At 62.4% G+C, this 19,739-nt stretch carries 10 protein-coding genes; 9 read left to right on the top strand and 1 reads right to left on the bottom strand.

Annotated elements, in window-relative coordinates; genetic code table 11:
- Positions 1-9 precede the first annotated feature (9 nt).
- The 6 genes from IM543_00610 (at position 10) to IM543_00585 (ending at position 16,157) form a co-directional block, all read left to right on the top strand.
- Positions 10-942, top strand: a complete 933-nt coding sequence (locus IM543_00610; GenBank protein ID QOY94467.1) for a type II secretion system F family protein — start codon at positions 10-12, stop codon at positions 940-942.
- Between the two features lie 6 nt (positions 943-948).
- On the top strand, positions 949-2,235 hold the full coding sequence (locus IM543_00605; protein QOY94466.1) for a DUF192 domain-containing protein: 1,287 nt from the start codon (positions 949-951) through the stop codon (positions 2,233-2,235).
- A gap of 379 nt (positions 2,236-2,614) precedes the next feature.
- The gene (locus tag IM543_00600; protein QOY94465.1) at positions 2,615-7,573 is read left to right on the top strand and encodes a DUF2235 domain-containing protein; all 4,959 of its coding nucleotides are present in this window, start codon (positions 2,615-2,617) and stop codon (positions 7,571-7,573) included.
- A gap of 7 nt (positions 7,574-7,580) precedes the next feature.
- Positions 7,581-8,204, top strand: coding sequence for a hypothetical protein (locus IM543_00595; protein QOY94464.1), 624 nt, complete (start codon positions 7,581-7,583; stop codon positions 8,202-8,204).
- Positions 8,205-10,799: 2,595 nt separating this feature from the next.
- A complete protein-coding gene (locus tag IM543_00590; GenBank protein QOY94463.1) occupies positions 10,800-13,946 on the top strand; it encodes a DEAD/DEAH box helicase in 3,147 nt (1,048 codons plus the stop codon).
- Positions 13,947-14,168: 222 nt separating this feature from the next.
- Positions 14,169-16,157, top strand: coding sequence for a BCCT family transporter (locus IM543_00585; protein ID QOY94462.1), 1,989 nt, complete (start codon positions 14,169-14,171; stop codon positions 16,155-16,157).
- Positions 16,158-16,514: 357 nt separating this feature from the next.
- Here IM543_00585 and IM543_00580 read toward each other — a convergent pair whose 3' ends face one another.
- The gene (locus IM543_00580) at positions 16,515-16,763 is read right to left on the bottom strand and encodes a DUF3297 family protein (GenBank protein ID QOY94461.1); all 249 of its coding nucleotides are present in this window, start codon (positions 16,761-16,763) and stop codon (positions 16,515-16,517) included.
- Positions 16,764-16,926: 163 nt separating this feature from the next.
- On the opposite strand from IM543_00580, the gene IM543_00575 reads away from it, so the two are divergent.
- The 3 genes from IM543_00575 to IM543_00565 all read left to right on the top strand — a co-directional run bounded on the left by IM543_00575 (position 16,927) and on the right by IM543_00565 (position 19,601).
- Positions 16,927-18,093, top strand: coding sequence for a HAMP domain-containing histidine kinase (locus tag IM543_00575; GenBank protein QOY94460.1), 1,167 nt, complete (start codon positions 16,927-16,929; stop codon positions 18,091-18,093).
- A 12-nt stretch (positions 18,094-18,105) separates the two neighbouring features.
- Positions 18,106-18,786, top strand: a complete 681-nt coding sequence (locus tag IM543_00570; protein QOY94459.1) for a response regulator transcription factor — start codon at positions 18,106-18,108, stop codon at positions 18,784-18,786.
- 104 nt (positions 18,787-18,890) lie between these two features.
- Positions 18,891-19,601, top strand: coding sequence for a transposase (locus tag IM543_00565; protein QOY94458.1), 711 nt, complete (start codon positions 18,891-18,893; stop codon positions 19,599-19,601).
- The last annotated feature ends 138 nt before the right edge of the window (positions 19,602-19,739 follow it).

The raw sequence follows: 19,739 nt of genomic DNA, 5'->3' as shown, positions 1-19,739 counted from the left end.
GGTTAGCAGATGCATCAGTTACTTCTTCAGCATAGCGGTTGGGTGGTGGCGGTGTTCGCCCTCGGAGTAGGGATGTCTGTCGCTCTGGTGGCATGGATTGTCAGCCGAAATGTAGCCGAGATTCCACCAGAAGATCGTCAGTACAAGGACGCGCCACCACTCGCATTTCGCATGGCCTGGATCCTGATTCATTGGATTAGTCACGCAATTGCCGACTTTGTGCCTGCGAAGCAGAATGATGCGCTCATTGTCCGTTTGCGCAGGGCAGGTCTTGAGTACTCACTGTCTCCATCGCAATTTATAGCAGGCTCAGTTGCCTCCGGCTTGCTAATTGCCATGTTGATTTGGTGGGGAACCAGCACTTTTGACATTCCAGGCGAGGACGGTGCGGACATTTCCCTGATGAGGTATTTGCAGTTCAGCATGGTCGGGTTTTTGTCAGGGTATGCCTACCCGTTCATCTGGCTCCGAGACCTGATCTTGCGAAGGAAAAGCGAACTGCTCAAGTCTATCCCCTTTTATCTGGACATCATTACCCTGTGTGTCGAAGCGGGGCTGAACATGCAGGGTGCGATGAGCCAGGCCGTCTCGAAGGGGCCGAAAGGCGTATTGCGCGATGAGTTCCAGCGCGTCCTACGTGACATCCGTGCCGGGAAGAGCCGCGCGGAGTCATTGCGCACAATGGCCGAGCGGCTGGCAGAGCCCAATGTCACAAATTTCATCACTGCCGTCATCCAGGCGGAGAAAATGGGGATGAACCTTGGTCCGGTGCTACGGGCGCAGGCTGATCAACGGCGCACCGAGCGATTTCTTCGTGCCGAAAAGCTGGCGATGGAGGCACCTGTGAAGATGCTGTTTCCCCTAATTGCCTTCATATTCCCATGTACTTTCATCGTCCTTTTCTTCCCGATTGTCATGAAGTTCATGAACTCGGGATTGTGATGGTAGATGACGATACAACCCGACATGCAAGTGCCCAAAAATTACGACGCCAGACTGCATACGCGCTCTGGTGTCCACTCCATAAAACTACTTACTGCCTATGGGCTATGGGAACGATTTCGCGGTCTCATGTTTTCTGCCCAGCTTCCTAAGGGGTTAGGCTTCCTGATCCCGAAATGTTCAAGTGTGCATTGTTTTTTTATGCGCTATCCAATCGACGTCGTGTATATCGACGGCGATGGCAGGGTGTTGAAGTACGTTCGAGGGATGGCGCCATGGAAAATAAGTGCGGTAGCGCCATGGCTACGATCGAAAGCCAGCGCAGTTCACACTCTGGAACTAGCCGCAGGAAGTATCGACAAGTTCGCAATCGACTACGGAAGCCGGCTGATCTATGTACCGCCCAAGTCAAGGCACACGATGGGAACTCTGCCTAAACACCAGGCCTGGCACCGCGGATCTGCGATGACGGAGTTTGTCGTGGTGGGGCCTGTCATCACGCTGCTCGGTTTGGCCATCCTGCAGTATGGTCTTCTCTTCTTCGCAAAGAATCAGTTAAATCACGCAACTTTCATGGCTGCGCGGGCGGGTAGCGTTGGCAATGCGAGCCTGGAGAAGATAGAAACTGCTTTTGCTAACGCCCTAGTCCCGTTGTATGGAGGTGGGCAGTCTGCGGCCGAGATTGCCGCATCCCTTGCCAAGGCGAAGGCAGACCTGGCGGGTAACGTTCGGATTGAGCTACTTAATCCGACCAAAGAAAGCTTTGACGACTGGAGCGATCCTGACTTGCAGAAGGCACTGAAAACCGGATCACGACGCGTCATTCGAAACAGCAATCTGCCGTTTCTAAGCCCTGGTATGACTGAAATTAAACCGAATTCGGGGCAGACCCGACAGGATGCGAATCTGATAAAACTAAGAATCACGCACGGTTACATGCCGAAGGTCCCGGTTGTGTCGAATATCTACAAGGTGTACCTGAAGTGGCTGGACCCTAAGTCCGACTCTTTTCACACCCAGTTGGTGGAAGCAGGGCGGATTCCGGTAGTTACCCACGTGACAATGCAGATGCAATCGCATCCAATCGAGAGCGACAACCCGGTATCCCTGCCCGGTGCAGGCAACGGAGGCCAGACAACGGACCCGGGAGATCCCCCGGTTAGCAATACGCCGCCACCGGAGTGCGGAACCCTCAGTTGCCATCCCTCGCAACCGAAACCATCGCCCCCAGTTGACCCCGACGGGCCATGTACCGGGAACGATTGCCCAGTTTGTGAAGTCCCGTCTGCCTAGCAATTATGCATAGCTTCAAGTAGTCGATCTCGTTGAAGAAACGGGCAATCGTTAAGCCATCCATTTTGTTTCAAAGGGAACGTACATGAATAATAAATCGGTCCTGATGATTGCTATGTGTTGCTGTTTGTTTGTCACAACGTCATCTATTGCCCAGATCCCACTACCAGGCAGTTGTGACCCCAAAATCCAGAGCTGTGCTCCAGGAACCAATCCTCCCCCTGGGCCGGGCGGACCAGGGACATGTGGTCCGCAGCCTGGTGGCGCTACTTGTGGAGCGGCAGGCCCGGCAACCGGCGCAAGCAACGCTGGCGTAGACGTTGGCGCCGGCAATCCAATCAATGTCATCAACGGCAATAAGTACCAACGCGAGGTTGACATGCCACCCTTGCCTGGCGTGCTCGGTCTGGAACTGGTACGACATTACAACAGTGCATACAGCCGGCCGACACATCCGAACGGAATCGTTGGCCGCGGCTGGAAACTGAGCTACGAAACAGAGCTACACGCGGTGGGCCGAACCATTCAAATCGTGCAGGCCGATGGCTCGCGTGTAATGTTCGCGCGCGATCCGAACAATCCCAGCCTGTGCAGCACAGCTGAACCGTCTCAGGGCACGGTGCATATCGCGCGCACCGCGCGTGGCGACGAATACCGCTGGGTCTGGACTGACGGCCGTGTCCTGAGCTTCAATGCCGCTGGTAAGCTCCTGCAGATCACGGTCCCCACAGGCGAATTCCTCACATTGCAGTACGACTCGAGAGGCTTGCTGCTTGGGGTCACCGACCCGCAGGGGCGTAGTCTGCGCCTGCACTATCTCTCGGCCGAGTTGGCGCGCACGGGCGAGCGCTTCCGTGGCGTGCAATTCATCGACACGCCGGTAGGTCGGATCGAATATGAATACGGAAGTACGATGCCAAAAGGCGCCTCTGGCTCGAGCAGAGATGTGCTGGCCAATCTGGTTGGGGTCAAAGGGCCGGACGGCGAATGGCATCAGCGTTACCATTACGAAGACCCGCGTTACCCGACCCTGCTGACAGGCATGAGTGTCGAGGAACGGGGAACGCCGGGCATGCCAATCGGTCGTCGTATTGCTACCTACGGATACGACGCTGAAGGCAAAGCGAACCTCACAGTTCGGGGCCAGCCGGCGCGCTTGAAGACGGGAGTCGACGGCAAGCCACTGCAACCCGCATCCCTGGTCGAGGGTACCGGTGTCGAGCAGGTCACGCTGGATACCCGTACTGCTGGCCAGACAGTTATCAGCAACAGCCTGGGAAAGAAAACCGTTTACCGCCATGCCATCCTGGCCGGCCAGTACAGGCTGCTGGAAGTGCGGGGCGCGGGCTGCGCGAGCTGCGGTGACGCCGACGTTCGGTACCGCTACGACGACACCGGCAGGCTGCTCGAGACAATCCGCCTCTCTCCCGGTGGAACTCCCTTGGAGGGAATACAGACGGAATACGACCATCTCGGGCGGATTGCCCTGGTCAGTCGGATCGCCTATCGTCATGGCAAGCCGTACCAATCCAGCTGGCTCGAGCGTTACGAGTATGCTGGCGATACTTGGCGCCCCCATCTGGTCGCGCGCCCGAGCGTTGTTCCTGGCCTGGAGATGCAAACGCGCTACCAGTTCAATGCGCACGGCCAACCGCTCGCAATCACCGAGTCCGGATGGGCGCCGGCGAGCGGCGAAAAGACAGCGCCGCAAGCCCTCTCCCGCACCACGCGCTACGGCTATACGCTAGTGAGCGGCCGCAGCCTGCTTTCCACGATCGATGGCCCGCTTCCAAACGGGGCGGGCGCGACGCCCGCGACTGCCGATATCACGGCAATCGAATGGGATGCGCGGGGCAACGCAGTGGTGGCCATCACCCTGCCCGGTGGTTTGCGCAGCCAGGTGCGCTATGACGCGGTTGGCCGCATCGCCGGGGTCGTTGGACCGGACGGCCAGGCATCCACCTATGCGTACAACGCCCGCCACCAGCTCGTAGCAATCGATCGCGGTGCGGTACGGCAGGGCATTCGCTACGATGGCATGGGCAACATGGTCGAGACCGGGGCCGATGCGGGAAACGGGTACCGGCCACTCCTGCGTTTCGACCACGACAGCGCCGGCCGCCGGATATCGGTGGCCTCGCACATCGGTATCGCAGCGATCCGTCGCTTCGATACCGAGGGCAAGCTGCTTGCAGAGAGCGTCATGTCGGCGAGCTTCCGACAAGGGCGGCGCTTCCAGTACGACACTGCCGGACACTTGACCGCGGTGACCGATGACGCTGGCGCGACGCGCCGCATTGCCTGGAACGAGATGGGGTTGCCCGGTGTCGTTACCGACGCCCTGGGCCGGCAACGGCGTTTCCGCTACGACGAAAGAGGCCAGCTGTCGCAGGTGAACGAGGCCGCCAACACCACACAAGCCGGGCTGTACGACACGACGTTGCGCCTGTGGCGTGACCCAACGGGCCGGATCGCGCGCACCACCACACCTGGCGGATTGACGACGCACCAGCGTACCGACGATTTCGGACGCATCGTCTCCACCGGTAACGCCGACCGCGGCACGGTTATCCGGCACTACGATGCAGCCGACCGCCTTGTAAAGAGCATCGATGCGAATGGCAGCTGGGCCAATTATGAATACGACGTGGCTGGGCGCATTGTCCGACAGACGCTGACCGATCCGCGAGCCCCTATGGGGCAGCGGAATAGCGTAACAAGCTGGACTTACACGGGGGCCTTGCTGACCGGGATCGACCATCCTGGCCATCAGGAACGGTACACCCACGATGCCGCCGGACGCATCATCGCCAGGACCGTCACGCTGTCGCCGACTGGCGGCAAGGCCGTCACCAGTGTGACGGAATATGTCTATGACCGGAGTGGCCGATTGTCCGGCATGTCCCTACCCGACGGCAGCATGCTCGACTACCGGCGCAACGGCCAGGGTCAGGTCGTGGCGCTTGAGCGTCACCGCATCCGTACTCCCTGGCTGCGCTGGCTGCAAGCGCCCGAGGTCATCGTCAAAGACCTCGAGCGCGACATCGTCGGTTTGCGCAGCGCCACCTTTGGCAACGGGGTGCGTGCACGCTACCTGCGCAGCGCGCAGGGCGTACTGGCCAGGGTCGACTACCGCGCGCCGCTACGCGCAGCGTCGGCGGCAGGCATGACGCTGGCGCTTTCCGCCCTGTCGGGCGCCGGGCCAGCCGCCGCAGCCCCGCGCACCGGCGAGCATACCTCGGCGCTGGCGACGCCGGCAATTCCCGGTGCGCTTGGACACGAACGCGATCCGGATGCCCTGCTGGATCATCGCTACCTGTGGGACGCCGAAAGCAACCTGCTCCTTCAGGATGCGGCCGACTGGACCAGCACCTACGCCTATGACGCCCAGGATCGCCTGATCGTCAGCGCCACGGCGCGCAAGGCAGGCCGTAAGCCGCTCGCCCTGAATGTCAGCCGCTATGCGTATGACGACGCCGGCAACCGCCTGCTGTCGCAGCAGGACATCGCCAGCCAGGACGAGCTCACGGCCGGCACACGCGCGGCGCGCTACGCGCCCGGCAGCCAGCGCTGGCGCGGCGACTCCGCGAGCGCGGCGCCCGTGTACGACCCGATTGGCCAGCCTATTGCAGCCGGGACGCGGAGCTACCGCTGGAACGCCGCGGGCCAGCTGCGCGAGGTGCAAATGGGGAGCAAGGTCCTGGCACGTTACCGCTACGACCATCGCGGCCTGCGGGTGGCCAAGGAAAGCAGCGGAACGCTGCGCCACTACCTGTACGAAGGCCGCCAGCTGCGTGCGGAGCTCGCTGCCGACGGGGCGATTGCCCGCCAATACGTGTACCTGGCCGATCAGGTGGTGGCAGTAATCGACAGTGATCACGCTGCCCTGGTCGAGCGGCCGCGTTCGCCATTCGCTCAGGCAGTTGTCGACTTGGGGACGGCTGTCGCAGGTTGCTTCTCGAGGGCGGACGCAACTGCCTACCTGCATACCAATCACCTGGGCGCGGTGGAAGCGGCCACCGACCATGAAGGGAAACTGCTCTGGCGCGCGGCGTATCACCCCTACGGCAGGCTTGCTAGCGTGAGCGCACAACGCGGATTCGCGCTCAACCTGCGCCTGCCCGGACAGTACTTCGACACCGAAACCGGGCTGCATTACAACGATCGGCGCTATTACGATCCTGAGCTGGGGCGGTACCTGACGCCAGATCCGATCGGACTGCACGGTGGCGTCAACAGTTATGCCTATGTAGATGGCAACCCGTTGAAATATGTGGATCCGAGTGGACTGATTCTGTTTGCGTTCGATGGCACTGGCAACAGCGCTAATCCCGGGACGGGGGCATCGTTGTCGAATGTGTGGAAAATCCACCAAGCCTACGACGAGAAGCTGAATGGAAGGAAGTTCTATATTACCGGCATCGGCACCACGGACATCAACATGAGCTATGAAGGCAATGTGGCCAACGGCGATGGCTTCGACCAGCGCATCGCACTGGGCTTCAAGTTCCTCGACGAGTTTATCGGCAGTGATACCAAATCGGACCTGATTGACATCGACGTCGTCGGCTTCAGTCGGGGCGCGGCCGAGGCGCGGGTCTGGCTCAACCAGTTGGTGGGAAAAATGCGCAATGGGCAGTACACCAGCAGAAATGGCAAGACCCGCTGCCTTAACTTGCGCTTCGAAGGTCTGTTCGACACGGTTTCGCACTTGGGCTACCTGAACGGCGACGACGACAAGCACGACTTCGGGATTCCTGCGGCTGTGCGCCATGCCGCACACGCAGTTGCGTTAAATGAATACCGCGGCGACCCGGTGAGCTTCCACCTGCGCTCGATCCTGGGCTCGCAGCAGTCATCGCAGGCTAATAGAGTCGAACAGGGGTTCGTGGGCGCCCATTCGGATGTTGGCGGCGGCTATGCTACGGGCGACCTGTCGGATGTTGCGCTGATGTGGATGCTGAACCAGGCCAAACAGCAGGGGATCAAGTTCGATGAGGACCGGATCACGAAAGCGGGATGGAAGACCGTCACCCTCCCCATTCTCCATGACAGCAGCGGCAACTACCTCCACGTGCCGAGGCTGGCGCCGCATTACGATAATCGGAAGGTTATCTACACGGATGGTAAAGAGGTACAAGCTTTGGAAAACGTACGCATCGGGGGCTACAGCATTGCAGACACTAAAGCCCTCATCCATTACTACAGCCGCTGGTGCGGTCAACCCGGCTCCCCCGCAGTCGGGTTGGTGGACATGGCAAAGTACAGCGAATGGGCCAAGAAATCAGGTATCAGCATCGCCTTCCAGCAGCCCACCCAAACCCGTTTCTGCCAATGAGGGACCAATGGACGCTTCCCACATCAAGAGTTCAACACGCGACCGCGCGCCATTCAAGCTCGGCGTCATCCTGGCATTGGCACTGCTAATCCTGGGCGGCTTCCGCCTGTGGCAGGACGAGCCATCCACAGGTGGGGCCGTGTTGAACTTCACGAGCACGGTGCCGGACAAAAGGATCGAAATCAGTAGCGCTCGAGACCAGGCCGGCCTTCCCTTCGCACATGCAGGTTCCTTCCACCACTCCGATAACCCAATGAACGGCGGAGCAACAATGGGAAGCGCGCCAGGCACGTTTGGCATGCCAACTTGGGTCGAGTTCACGTGGCAGGAGTTGCCTTACCCTGCGCAGCCGCGTGAGTCGTTCGCTACCGAGGAGGCGTGGGTCGCCTACGTCGACGAGCGCTATCGAGCGGCGCCTCTAAAGACGGAGCGCGTCAAAGTGGCGGAAAAAGTGCCGGCATGGGCGTTGGAAGAGGTCGCCAAATCGCGTGCAGCCACACCGCCAAATGAGCTGCCGGACAAGATGTTGTGGTTGCACTTCATCTGGACGACCGATGGAATCAAGGTACGCTGGAAAATCCACAACAGCGAGCGTGGGGGCAACTCTCCTGAAGGTGGAGATCCCATATGACATTTCCGAGCGCGACGATTAGGTGACGGCCAAGACCGTCGCGCTGGCGCCAGCTTGCAGCAAGGTGGTCATCAGAGGTGATGAAAATGACTCGAGAAAGACTTCGTAAATTGCGGTCGGCGACCATTGTTATTTTATTTGTGGCTGCGATTGTATCAAGCATGGCGGCAGGTTCTCGAAAACCCTCGATTGGCTTAACATTGGAATAAGAGTCGGTAGGGGGCGACGTTGAGATTAACTATGTCAGAACCGAAGGTGGACATAACGAAAGAAAGGTTCATACTAACATTACGAAAGAATCTCCAGCGAGTTATGCTTTTATGTCTGGTGACGTGGGTGGAATTCCGAAATGGATGGAAGTTGAGTGGCAATACGGAATTGTTGAAGGAAAAACATACGAAGAGGCCACAGATATGCCAAGTATGCGACAACCCGTATTGACCTGGAAGCGTTGATCCCGCCCGAATGCATCGAAGAGGTCGCACGGGATCGGAACCGCAAGCAGTTAAAACTGACCGGGACGTTCAGCGATGACAAGCTCAGCATGCGCGCTGAAGTGTATCAGTGGCGAGATTAGTTTTATAAATTCCAGATTGGTCAACATGGTTTTCAGCGAGTTAAGCGTTGCTATTAAGGTCAGTCGCTGCGCCGACCTGGGAGCGGCAATCGCGGACTGGTTCGCGAGGGCGGACGCCACTGCCTATTTGCATACCAATCACCTGGGCGCGGTTGGGAGCGGCCACCGACAGTGTTATCGACACAAATGTAAAGAGGTACGATCCGTGGAAAACACATGCATCGGGAGCTACAGCATTGCAGACACTAAAGCCCTCATCCGTTTCTGCAGCCGCTAGTGCGGTCAACCCGGCTCTCCCGCAGTCGGTTTAGTGGACATGGCGAAGTACAGCGAATGGGCCAAGAAATCGGGTATCAGCATCGCCTTCCAGCAGCCCACCCAAACCCGTATCTGCCAATGAGGGACGCCATTGAGGGACGAACGGACGCTTTCCACATCAAGAGTTCAATACGCGACCGCGCGCCATTCAAGCTCGGCGTCATCCTGGCAGAGGCACTGCTAATCCTGGGCGGCTGCAGCCTGTGGCGGGAGAAGCCTCCACGGGTGGGGCTGTGTTGAACTTCACGAGCACGGTGCCGGACAAAAGGATCGAAATCAGTAGCGCTCGAGACCAGGCCGGGCTTCCCTTCGCACATGCAGGCTCCTTCCACCACTCCGACAACCCATGAACGGCGGAGCAACAATGGGAAGCGCGTCGGGCACGTTTGGCATACCAACTTGGGTCGAGTTCACGTGGCAGGAGTTGCCTTACCCTGCGCAGCCGCGTGAGTCGTTCGCTACCGAAGATGCCTGGGTCGCCTACGTCGACGAGCGCTATCGAGCCGGGCCTCTAAAGACGGCGCGCGTCAAGGTGGCGGAAAGTCAGCCCCTTAGGGCTGCATGGTTGTTGCCAAACTCGCTCAATGTCGGCGCTCAAGACGTCGTCGTACTGGGCAGGTGCACAAAACGACCGCGAGCCTCGCTGTGTCGCGGTATAACCCAGTAGCCGGACGGTGCGAGCTGCATTACGAGACAGATCGGCTCGGCGCCGAAGTCAAGGCGCTCTGTGCAGGACCGAGCTAACGAGCGCTGATGTCCATGATCGTAGAACCGCCTGATCGCTAGCGCAACGGCACCGACGGTAAGGGCGATGTCGCTTGAGTGTGCGGCGCGTTCCAATCCGGCGTTTCGGATTTCGAGCTGCGGCCAACGTCACGCCGACACGCCCACACGCCGTCGCGACGACCGCACGTCCGGGCCAGCGTGCGGTGGAAGGAATAGTCCGTAGAGTCTCGGCATAGCTGAAATAGTCGGCGAATTCTTGTCCTCATCCCCTTGGTGGGGACGACCCTCGACTGGCATAGCGACTGCAGCAGCCCCGCGTTTTCGAGAAGTGCTACGACAGGACCAGGCGTGCATCGTCGCGACGTCTTCTTTGCCAGTACGCTAAGGCTGGCACCGCTGTCCGTGTAGGTAAGGATGCGCGGATAGACCGGAGCCGCCCCGTCCGGATTGAGCGTGGGGCAGCGGACGGGGCGAGGTCCGCTTTAATCGCGATCTGCGCCGTGGTGCAGCGCTTCTGCTTATGGAGCGTGTAGAGCAGATTATCGAGCCAGATCGTGTTTTTGGCATTATTGACCGCGTCCAGTAGTCCGGGCGCGCCATCGGGTCCTATACCGTGATCGACCGATGATCGACTTGGGCCGGTTTGCGACAACGCGCAGGCAGTCCAAGCGCTTTTCGCGAGCCCTCGTGGGGTGTCGTACAAGCCGCCACAGGCGTGTGCGTTGCCAGGTCCGTGGCATGTGCGCATGTCTCTAAAAGGTCAAGCAAACAATGATACGCAAACGTCGCCGATACGCCAGTCTTGACAGCGTCACTTGAACATGCGAGAACAGTCGGCTGCATCCGTGAAGTCCGATGCATGCAGGTGGTGCGGACAAGTTTTGGCCGCTACGTGCGATTACGAACAAAACGGAAGCGCGCGTATGAAGGATAATGTTCGTTATTGTCGTTTTTAATACAGACACACGAGACCCATGCACACAGTCGATGATCATCGCGAGAACGCCACCGATGCAGCCGCGCTAGTACCAGCGCATGCTCCCGCGGTTGCCCGCGCTCCCGCCCGCGCTCCCTCCCTGCCCGCGCCGGTGGTGAGCTGGCTGCAAAGGGTCGAGGCGGCGGCGCACCCGCAACCCAAGCTGACCGACGAGGTCGCCGATCCGAAGGCCGTGCAGTACAAGTTCGTCTACGTGATGGCCCCCACCAGCGGCGGACGCCATGTCGCCATCTGCCTGTGCAAGGCGCGCCTGCGCCCGAACGGCGACGTGGCCGCCGCCAGCCCGGTCAGCGAAGTGTTCTCGCTGCTGTCGGCGCCACCTGCCTACCTGGAGGGCGACGACGTCGACCTGGTGCGCTTCTTCATCGCGATGCGCAGCGGCTCGGCCCAGGGCACCAGCGCCACCGAACCGAAGGGCAAGGTCGGTGCCATCCTGCTGCACATGCTGCTCGAACAGGGCAAGCTGCTGTGGGCAAATTCCTGGTCCGACATGGCCAATGGGCTGGTCTATCCGCTGCAGGCCGGCCCTACCCGCCTGGCCAGCCTGGCCTGGCGCGACGAAGGCCGCGTGGCCAAGCTCGGATGGTCGGTCGAACCGGCCAAGGGCGCCACCCACAGCGGCGCCGACCTGATCGACTACATGCTGCCGACCGACCCGCCGTGGTACATCGACAACCTGTCGATCGGCCCGCTCGAGCTCAATCGCGGCGGCATCGACATCTCGCTGGCCGAACTGCAGGCGCTGGTGGCCCAGGCCCCGACCCTGTCCGGCACCGACAAGAAGCGTGTCTCGCAGCTGTTGCTGGCGCACGGCCTGCAGGGGCTGATGCCGCTGCCGCAGCCGCTCACCCAGCGCCTGCGCAACGACGTCAAACCCATACCGCACCTGCTGCTCGATTCGGTGCAGCTGTCCGACGGCGGCACGCCGCGCTGGCATGACTTCGCCGTGCTGGCCTACGACTACGACGGCCAGCGCGTGTCCTTCGACCCGGCCCAGCGCGTGGTGCGCCAGATCGGCGACGTCACCGAGGTCATCGAGCGCGACCCGAAAGCCGAAGCCGCGGCGCTCAACGCCCTGAACGAGATGGGCTTCCGCAAGCCGGTCACCGCGCCCTTCAACGCGATGGCCGGCGCGCTGGTGCTGGACAGCCAGGCGCACTGGCTGCGCTTCGCCGAGAACGACCTCGATCCGCTGTCCGACGCCGGCTGGCACCTGCAGAAGTCGGCCAAGTACCGCTACGACGTGGTGCCGGTCGAAGACTGGTATGCCGACATCGACGAACCCGAAGAAGCGGGCAATGCCTGGTTCGAACTCGAACTGGGCATCGTGGTGGCGCGCAAGCGCGTGCCCCTGTTGCCGGTGCTGGTGCAGCTGATTCGCAGCGCGCCCGCCGACTTCGACCCGGCCGTGCTGGCCGCGTATGCCGAAGCCGACCAGATGCTGGCCACGCTGCCCGACGGCGTGCGCGTGGCGCTGCCCTGGGGGCGCGTGAAGCCGATCCTCGCGACCCTCGGCGAGCTGTATTTCAACGACAAGATCAAGGGCCGCATGCGCCTGTCCACGCTGGACGCGGCGCGCCTGGAGGAACTGGCGCGCGGCCTCGCGCTGCGCTGGACCGGCGGCGAACGCCTGCGCGAGACCGGCCGCAAGCTGAGCCAGTTCGGCTCGGTCAAGAAGGTCGAGCCGCCGAAGGGCCTGCAGGCCACGCTGCGCGACTACCAGCTCGACGGCCTGTCGTGGATGCAGTTCCTGCGCGAGTACGACCTCGGCGGCATCCTGGCCGACGACATGGGCCTGGGTAAAACCGTGCAGACGCTGGCCCACATCCTGATCGAGAAGGAAGCGGGCCGCCTGACCAGCCCGGCCCTGGTGATCGCGCCGACCAGCCTGATGACCAACTGGTTCGACGAGGCCGCGCGCTTCGCCCCGAGCCTGAAGGTGCTGCTCCTGCAGGGCAAGGAGCGCATGGACCTGTTCGACCAGATCGACGATGCCGACATCGTCCTGACCACCTATGCGCTGCTGCCGCGCGACGAAGAAAAGCTGCGCGAGCACCACTATCACCTGGTGATCCTGGACGAATCGCACTACATCAAGAACACCCGCTCCAAGGCGGCCCAGACGGCCGGCTCGCTCGACGCCAACCACCGCCTGTGCCTGTCCGGCACGCCGCTCGAGAACCACCTGGGCGAGCTGTGGTCGCAGTTCCACTTCCTGCTGCCCGGCCTGCTGGGCGACGAGAAAACCTTCAACAGCCAGTTCCGTCACCCGATCGAACGCCAGGACGATACGGTGCGCCGCATCCTGCTGAGCCGCCGCATCAAGCCTTTCCTGCTGCGCCGGACCAAGGACAACGTGGCCAAGGAACTGCCGGAAAAGACCGAAATGGTGCGCCGCATCGAGCTCTCGGGCGCCCAGCGCGACCTGTACGAAACCGTGCGCCTGGCCATGGACAAGAAAGTGCGCGACGAGATCGACCGCAAGGGCGTGGCGCGCAGCCAGATCGTCATCCTCGAAGCGCTGCTCAAGCTGCGCCAGGTCTGCTGCGACCCGCGCCTGGTGAAAGTGATGCCGGGCAGGAAGAACACGGCCGCGGTGTCGGCCAAGCTGCTGGACCTGATGCAGATGGTCGAAGACCTGCTGCAGGAAGGCCGCAAGATCCTGGTGTTCTCGCAGTTCACCAGCATGCTGTTCCTGATCGAGGAAGAACTCGCCGCACGCGGCATCCGCTACGCACTGCTCACCGGCGAGACGCGCGACCGCTCGGCCCAGGTCGCCGCCTTCCAGCAGGGCGCGGTGCCGATCTTCCTGATCAGCCTGAAGGCCGGCGGCGTGGGCCTGAACCTGACCGCGGCCGACACCGTGATCCACTACGATCCGTGGTGGAACCCGGCGGCCGAGAACCAGGCCACCGACCGCGCCTGGCGCATCGGGCAAGATAAACCGGTGTTCGTCTACAAGCTGATCGCCAAGGGCACGCTGGAAGAAAAAATCCAGCTCCTGCAGCAGAAGAAGTCGGAGCTGGCGCAGTCGATCCTGTCCGAAGGCGAGTCGCAGAAAATGGCGCTGACGCAAGAAGACCTGCAGGCAATCTTCGCGCCGCTGGAAGACGGCGAGGCCTGACCGGCAGCGGTGATCCGGCAAAGCCGTCGGATCGCCGCCGTCCCCTTGTCCCAGGGCGCCGGCCCCGCTTGCGCCCGGCGCTAACGATCCCTGCAGATCCAATCGTGTTCGCAATCGGACGCGGGGTATCCCCATGCTAGACTTTATCCAGGAACGCGGGATTGCACAGCGTACCCGCCTCACTCATCCTGCCTTGCCGGAATCGTGGAGGAATGCCGAACGATGACTGATCCCGTACTGAACGAAGCCGCCGGTTCCGGTGCGCGCCGGAAAATCCAGGTCAATCCGCCCGTTTTCTACATCTCGGCCGGGCTGATCCTCACCTTCGCCCTGTTCGGCGCGCTGTTCCCGGAGCAAGCCGGCAGCGTGTTCGCCTTGCTGCAGGCGGCCATCGTGCGCGATTTCGGCTGGTTCTATATCCTGGCGGTCGCCGTGTTCCTGATCTTCGTGCTGTTCCTGATGATGAGCCGCTATGGCGACGTCAAGCTGGGCCCGGACGAGAGCGAACCCGAGTACAGCTATATTTCGTGGTTCGCCATGCTGTTCAGCGCCGGGATGGGCATCGGCCTGCTGTTCTTCGGCGTTGCCGAGCCAATCCAGCACTACGCCTCGCCGCCGGTGGGCGAGGGACGCACCATCGACTCGGCGCGCCAGGCCATGGTGCTGACCTTCTTCCACTGGGGCCTGCATGCCTGGGCGATCTACATCGTGGTCGGCCTGGCCCTGGCCTATTTCGCATTCCGGCGCGGCCTGCCGCTCACGCTGCGTTCGGGCCTGTTCCCGCTGATCGGCAATCGCATCCATGGCCCGATCGGCCATGCCATCGACATCTTCGCGGTGCTGGGCACGATGTTCGGCGTCGCGACCTCGCTCGGCTTCGGCGTGCTGCAGGTGAACGCCGGCTTCTCCTACCTGTTCGGCCTGCCCGTCAGCCCGATGGTACAGGTCGTGCTGATCGTCGTCATTACCGGCTTGGCGACGCTGTCCGCCGGCCTCGGGCTCGACAAGGGCGTCAAGCGCCTGTCCGAGCTCAACATCATCCTGGCGATCGCCCTGCTCATCTTCATGCTGGCGGTGGGCTCGACCGTGTTCCTGCTGCAGGCCTTCGTCCAGAACATCGGCGCCTACCTGGGCGCGGTGGTGCAGCGCACCTTCCGCATGTACGCCTACGAGCCGAACGCCTGGCTGGGCGACTGGACCCTGTTCTACTGGGGCTGGTGGATCTCCTGGTCGCCTTTCGTCGGCATGTTCATCGCGCGTATCTCGCGCGGGCGTACCATCCGCGAATTCATCACCGGGGTGCTGCTGGTGCCGGTGCTGTTTACCTTCCTGTGGATGACCGTGTTCGGCAACACGGCGATCGCGCTCGACCTGGGCGGCACGGCGCCGATCGTGCAGACGGTGGCCGACAACCTGCCGGTGGCGCTGTTCGAAGTGCTGGGGCAGCTGCCGTTCTCCACGATCGCGTCCGGGCTGGCCACGCTGCTGGTGATTACCTTCTTCGTGACCTCGGCCGATTCCGGGGCGCTGGTGATCGACATGATCACCTCCGGTGCCGCGCCGAACCCGCCGGTATGGCAGCGCATCTTCTGGGCAATCTGCGCCGGGATCGTGGCCGCCGTGTTGCTGCTGGCCGGGGGGCTGCAGGGGCTGCAGACCGCCGCGATCGCCAGCGCGTTGCCGTTTGCGGCGATCATGCTGTTCATCTGTTACGGCCTGCTGCGCGCGCTGCAGACGGAAACGCAGGGCTCGGCGATGGACTTGTCCATCGTCGCCGATACACCGCCGTCCGACACCGGCCTGAGCTGGCAGCAGCGCCTGGCCAGCATCACGAATTTCTACGACCGGCCCGAGATTGGCGCTTTTCTCGAAGGCACGGCGCGCCCGGCACTGGAGGCGGTCCTCACGCAGATGCGCGAAAGCGGCCTCGAACCGGAACTGGTCACCACCGCCGAGCGCCTCGACCTGGAAGTGCCGCACGGCGACCGCGGCGTGTTCCGCTATACGATCCGCGCACGCAGCTTCCGCCCGCCCAGCTTTGCCTGGGCCGAGACGGGAGAACCGGATCCGTCCAGCCGGCACTACCGTGCCATGGCCACCAGCTCCGAAGGCGATCAGGCGCATGACGTCACCGGCTACACCCGCGAGCAGCTGATCAACGATCTCCTGAACCGCTACGCGCGCTTCCGCCACGTGCGGCGGCTTCCCTGAATGTAGGGCGGCATGCACCGCGGCGGCCGCCGTTTCCTTTGCCGTGTTCGCCTTGCCTCGCCCCCGGATCTATCTAACTGGATACATCGCCGTGACAAAGACGTGCTTGTCATGGCAGCCAGGGCGGTCCGGGGCGCGTCGCCGGCTTCGCCGACCGCGCGTCCAACAAGCGAGCGCAGTCGCATCGCGTGCCGGAGCCGAACGCGCGGTCGGCCGAGCCGACCACCCTACGCACATCCGCTATCCCATGCCCGGCATACGTCAGGCAGGCCCTGGCGCCTGCCCATGAAAAAGGGCTGCCGGTGCGACCCGGCAGCCCTGCTGCGTCCTGACACTGCCGAATCCGGCGGCATCACCTTATTTGTAGAACGCCTCGACCTTGCCTTTCAGCTTGATCAGCATCGGCTTGCCCTTGCGGTCGAGCGTGCGGCCGGCGGCAACCTTGATCCAGCCTTCGCTGATGCAATACTCTTCCACGTCGTGGCGATCCTTGTCGTTGAAACGGATGCCGATCTCGTGCTGGAAAACATCGCGGTTATGAAAAGGGCTGCTCGGGTCGATCGAGAGCCGGTCCGGGAGTGGGGGGAGGGTAGCGGTATCGTTCATAGACGCGGATTATCCACCAACTGCGCGCGTCATGGCGCATTTTTCATTGCTGGATGCGGTCCCATCAGCAATAGGGTCCGAGGGCTCTGCTATACAAGAGGGCAAGAGCGACGATATACTGAACGACAAGTTTCATTGTCCAATCGCTAATAGAAAGTGCCTGATGACGCGTAGAACGGCTGCTGACCCTTCTGCTCCGGCCTGTCCGGAGCACCCTGGCGCCGGCACTGCCGGCATCGATGCGCAGTTTCGCACCATCGCTGAAATCGCCGGCGACATTGCTTTCAGCATCGACTTGCCCGCGCGTACGGTCCGTTACCTGAGCCCGGCCTTCACGGTCCTGCTGGGCCACGCGACAGGCGCGCTGCAGGCGGCGATCGCCGGCAGCGGCGCCCAGGAAGCGCTCGGTGCGCTCGGCATGCACCTGGCCGCCAGCGGCGCCGGCGCCCCCGGCGAGCGCCGCGTGCAGGAAGTCGACGTGCACAACGCAGAAGGCCATCCGATCGGCCTGCAAGTCATCACGACGGTGCTGCGCAATCCGGACGGCAGCGATTCGCTGGTGGGCCTGCTGCGCGACCTGTCGGCGCAGCGCGCCCACCTGGCCGACCAGCGCCGCTTTGCCAGCATGCTGAACCACGAATTCCGCACCCCGCTGGCGACCATCGACGGCGCCATCCAGCGCCTGGAAGCGACCACGCACGGCGCCGACGACGCGGTACGCCAGCGCTACCGCAAGATTGCGGTGGCGACCGACCGCCTGATTGCCATGTTGGATGAATATTTGTCGCCCGACCGCATGGCCGCCATCGGCAAGGTGCGCCAGCCGAACACCGTGGGCGCCCGCGAATTGCTGGAGGTCGGCGTCAAGCAGGTGCGCGAGGCGGGGCGCGAGGCGCTGCTCGAAGCCGAAGAACTGCGGCTGGGCCTGCGCGGCGAGCCCGAGGGACTGCGGCTGGCGCTGAAGGTTCTGGTCGACAACGCCCTGCTGTTCTCCCCAGGCGGCAGCACGGTGACGCTGGGCGCACGCCGCAGCGGCGGCGGGGTCGAGTTCTCGGTGCGCGACGGCGGCGCCGGGGTGCCGCCTGGCGACGCTCCGCACATCTTCGACAAGGGCTACCGCGGCAGCAATGCCACCGGCCTGCCCGGCAGCGGCCTGGGCCTATACATGGCGCGCTCGATCGTCGATGTCCATGGCGGCATGTTGCGCCTGGGAAGTGAAAATAGGGGCGGCGGCGCGGAATTCCGGCTCTGGCTACCCGCGCTGGATATTGACGGTCAACAACAACTTGCCTCATCCAGCCCCAGCAGTGATAATCGGACCGATCATTAACATGGCCCATCCATGACGCAGATACTGATTGTTGAAGACAATGGCGAATACGCAGACGACATGGCCGAGTTCCTGCGGGAGCTCGACCACGAGGTGACGATCGCCAAGACCGCAAGCGAGATGTGGGCGGCGCTGACGCGCACGCCGGCAGCGGTCGTCGTGCTCGATCTCGGCCTGCCGGACGAGGACGGCTTCAACGTCATCCCGCGGATGCGCCAGCTGTATCCCGAGATCGGCCTGTTGGTACTGACGGGCAGGGTAGCGTTCGATCACCGCATTCTCGGCTTGCGCCTGGGCGCCGACCATTACCTGACCAAGCCGATCAAGTTCCCCGAACTGGCGGCGCACATCGAAGCCCTGGACCGTCGCGTACGTCCGGCCGATCCGGCGCCGGCGCCGAGCAAGTGGACGCTGCGCGTGAGCGCGCGCCAGCTCGAGCTGGCCGGCAAGTTGATCGACCTGACCGAAAAAGAGTGCAATTTCCTGCACCTGCTCACCATCAATACCCGTCCGGTTCCGCGCCAGGTCATCGTGGCCGGCATGGGGGGCGAAGACGCGGATGCCAGCCGCCGGGTGGACATGCTGGTCTACCGCCTGCGCAAGAAGGCGCGTTCCGGCCTCGGCCAGGACCTGCCCCTGCGCAGCGCCTACGGCGAAGGCTACAGCCTGTCGGCCGGCTTCACCCTCGCTTGAGCTAAACAGGGACAGAGTCAGCCTTATTTTCAGTCCTCCAAGGATTAATTGGGGACAGAGTAAAAATTCTCGGCTAAAATGTCTGCTCGACCTATGAGCACGCCATGGCACGACTTCCCCGCCTCATCATCCCGAACCAGCCGCAGCACCTGATCCAGCGCGGCAACAACCGCCAGGCGATCTTCCACGACGAAGTCGATTACCAGCGCTTCCTGGTCTGGCTGAAAGAGGCGGCGCGCTTCTATGAAGTGGCGATCCACGCCTATGTGCTGATGCCCAATCACCTCCACCTGCTCGCGACGCCATCCAATGCCACCGGGCTGGCGCTGATGATGCAGAAGGTCGGCCGCTTCTACGTCCCCTGGTTCAACAACAAGTACGCCCGCAGCGGCGGCCTGTTCGAAGGGCGCTTCCGCACTTCGCTGGTCGACACCGAACACTATTTTTTGGCCTGCAGCCGCTATATCGAGCTCAATCCGGTGCGCGCCGGCCTGGCGGCCGGGCCGCTGGATTACCCCTGGTCGAGCTACGCCCACCACGCCGGAGTACGCACCGACGCCCTGGTGACCGACCATTTGCTGTATTGGGGCCTCGGCAATACGCCATTCCAGCGCGAAGCCGCATATACCGAACTGGTCCTGCAGGGTATTGCGCAGGAAGAAGTCGACTTCGTCACCGCGTCGGTGCTCAAGAACCAGCCGCTTGGTTCGGATGCCTTCAAGGCCGAGCTGGAGCGCAAGACCAGGCGCCAGATCCTGCCGGCCAAGCGCGGGCGACCGTTCCGCGAACCACTTCCGCCGCCTCCGCAAGCATAAGCAATCACCAGGCAATCAAGGGCATGATTATTCATGCCCTTTTTTTATCGCGGGCCTGTGCAGACGGCGCGCTTCGGCACCTGCGTCATATCCGCGCTCGCCACGGCGACCCGCTTCGGCGCGCATTCGCGCCATGAA

It is taken from the genome of Massilia sp. UMI-21, from assembly GCA_015277795.1.
Classification (GTDB): Bacteria; Pseudomonadota; Gammaproteobacteria; order Burkholderiales; family Burkholderiaceae_D; genus Telluria.
Note: the sequence above shows the minus strand (reverse complement) of the source record. Positions and strands in the feature narration are given on the sequence as shown.

Bases quoted from the DNA above. Each gene is read 5' to 3' on its own strand.
- IM543_00610 (QOY94467.1), top strand. From the start codon at position 10: ATGCATCAGTTACTTCTTCAGCATAGCGGTTGGGTGGTGGCGGTGTTC.
- IM543_00605 (QOY94466.1), top strand. From the start codon at position 949: ATGACGATACAACCCGACATGCAAGTGCCCAAAAATTACGACGCCAGA.
- IM543_00600 (QOY94465.1), top strand. From the start codon at position 2,615: ATGCCACCCTTGCCTGGCGTGCTCGGTCTGGAACTGGTACGACATTAC.
- IM543_00595 (QOY94464.1), top strand. From the start codon at position 7,581: ATGGACGCTTCCCACATCAAGAGTTCAACACGCGACCGCGCGCCATTC.
- IM543_00590 (QOY94463.1), top strand. From the start codon at position 10,800: ATGCACACAGTCGATGATCATCGCGAGAACGCCACCGATGCAGCCGCG.
- IM543_00585 (QOY94462.1), top strand. From the start codon at position 14,169: ATGACTGATCCCGTACTGAACGAAGCCGCCGGTTCCGGTGCGCGCCGG.
- IM543_00580 (QOY94461.1), bottom strand. From the start codon at position 16,763: ATGAACGATACCGCTACCCTCCCCCCACTCCCGGACCGGCTCTCGATC.
- IM543_00575 (QOY94460.1), top strand. From the start codon at position 16,927: ATGACGCGTAGAACGGCTGCTGACCCTTCTGCTCCGGCCTGTCCGGAG.
- IM543_00570 (QOY94459.1), top strand. From the start codon at position 18,106: ATGACGCAGATACTGATTGTTGAAGACAATGGCGAATACGCAGACGAC.
- IM543_00565 (QOY94458.1), top strand. From the start codon at position 18,891: ATGGCACGACTTCCCCGCCTCATCATCCCGAACCAGCCGCAGCACCTG.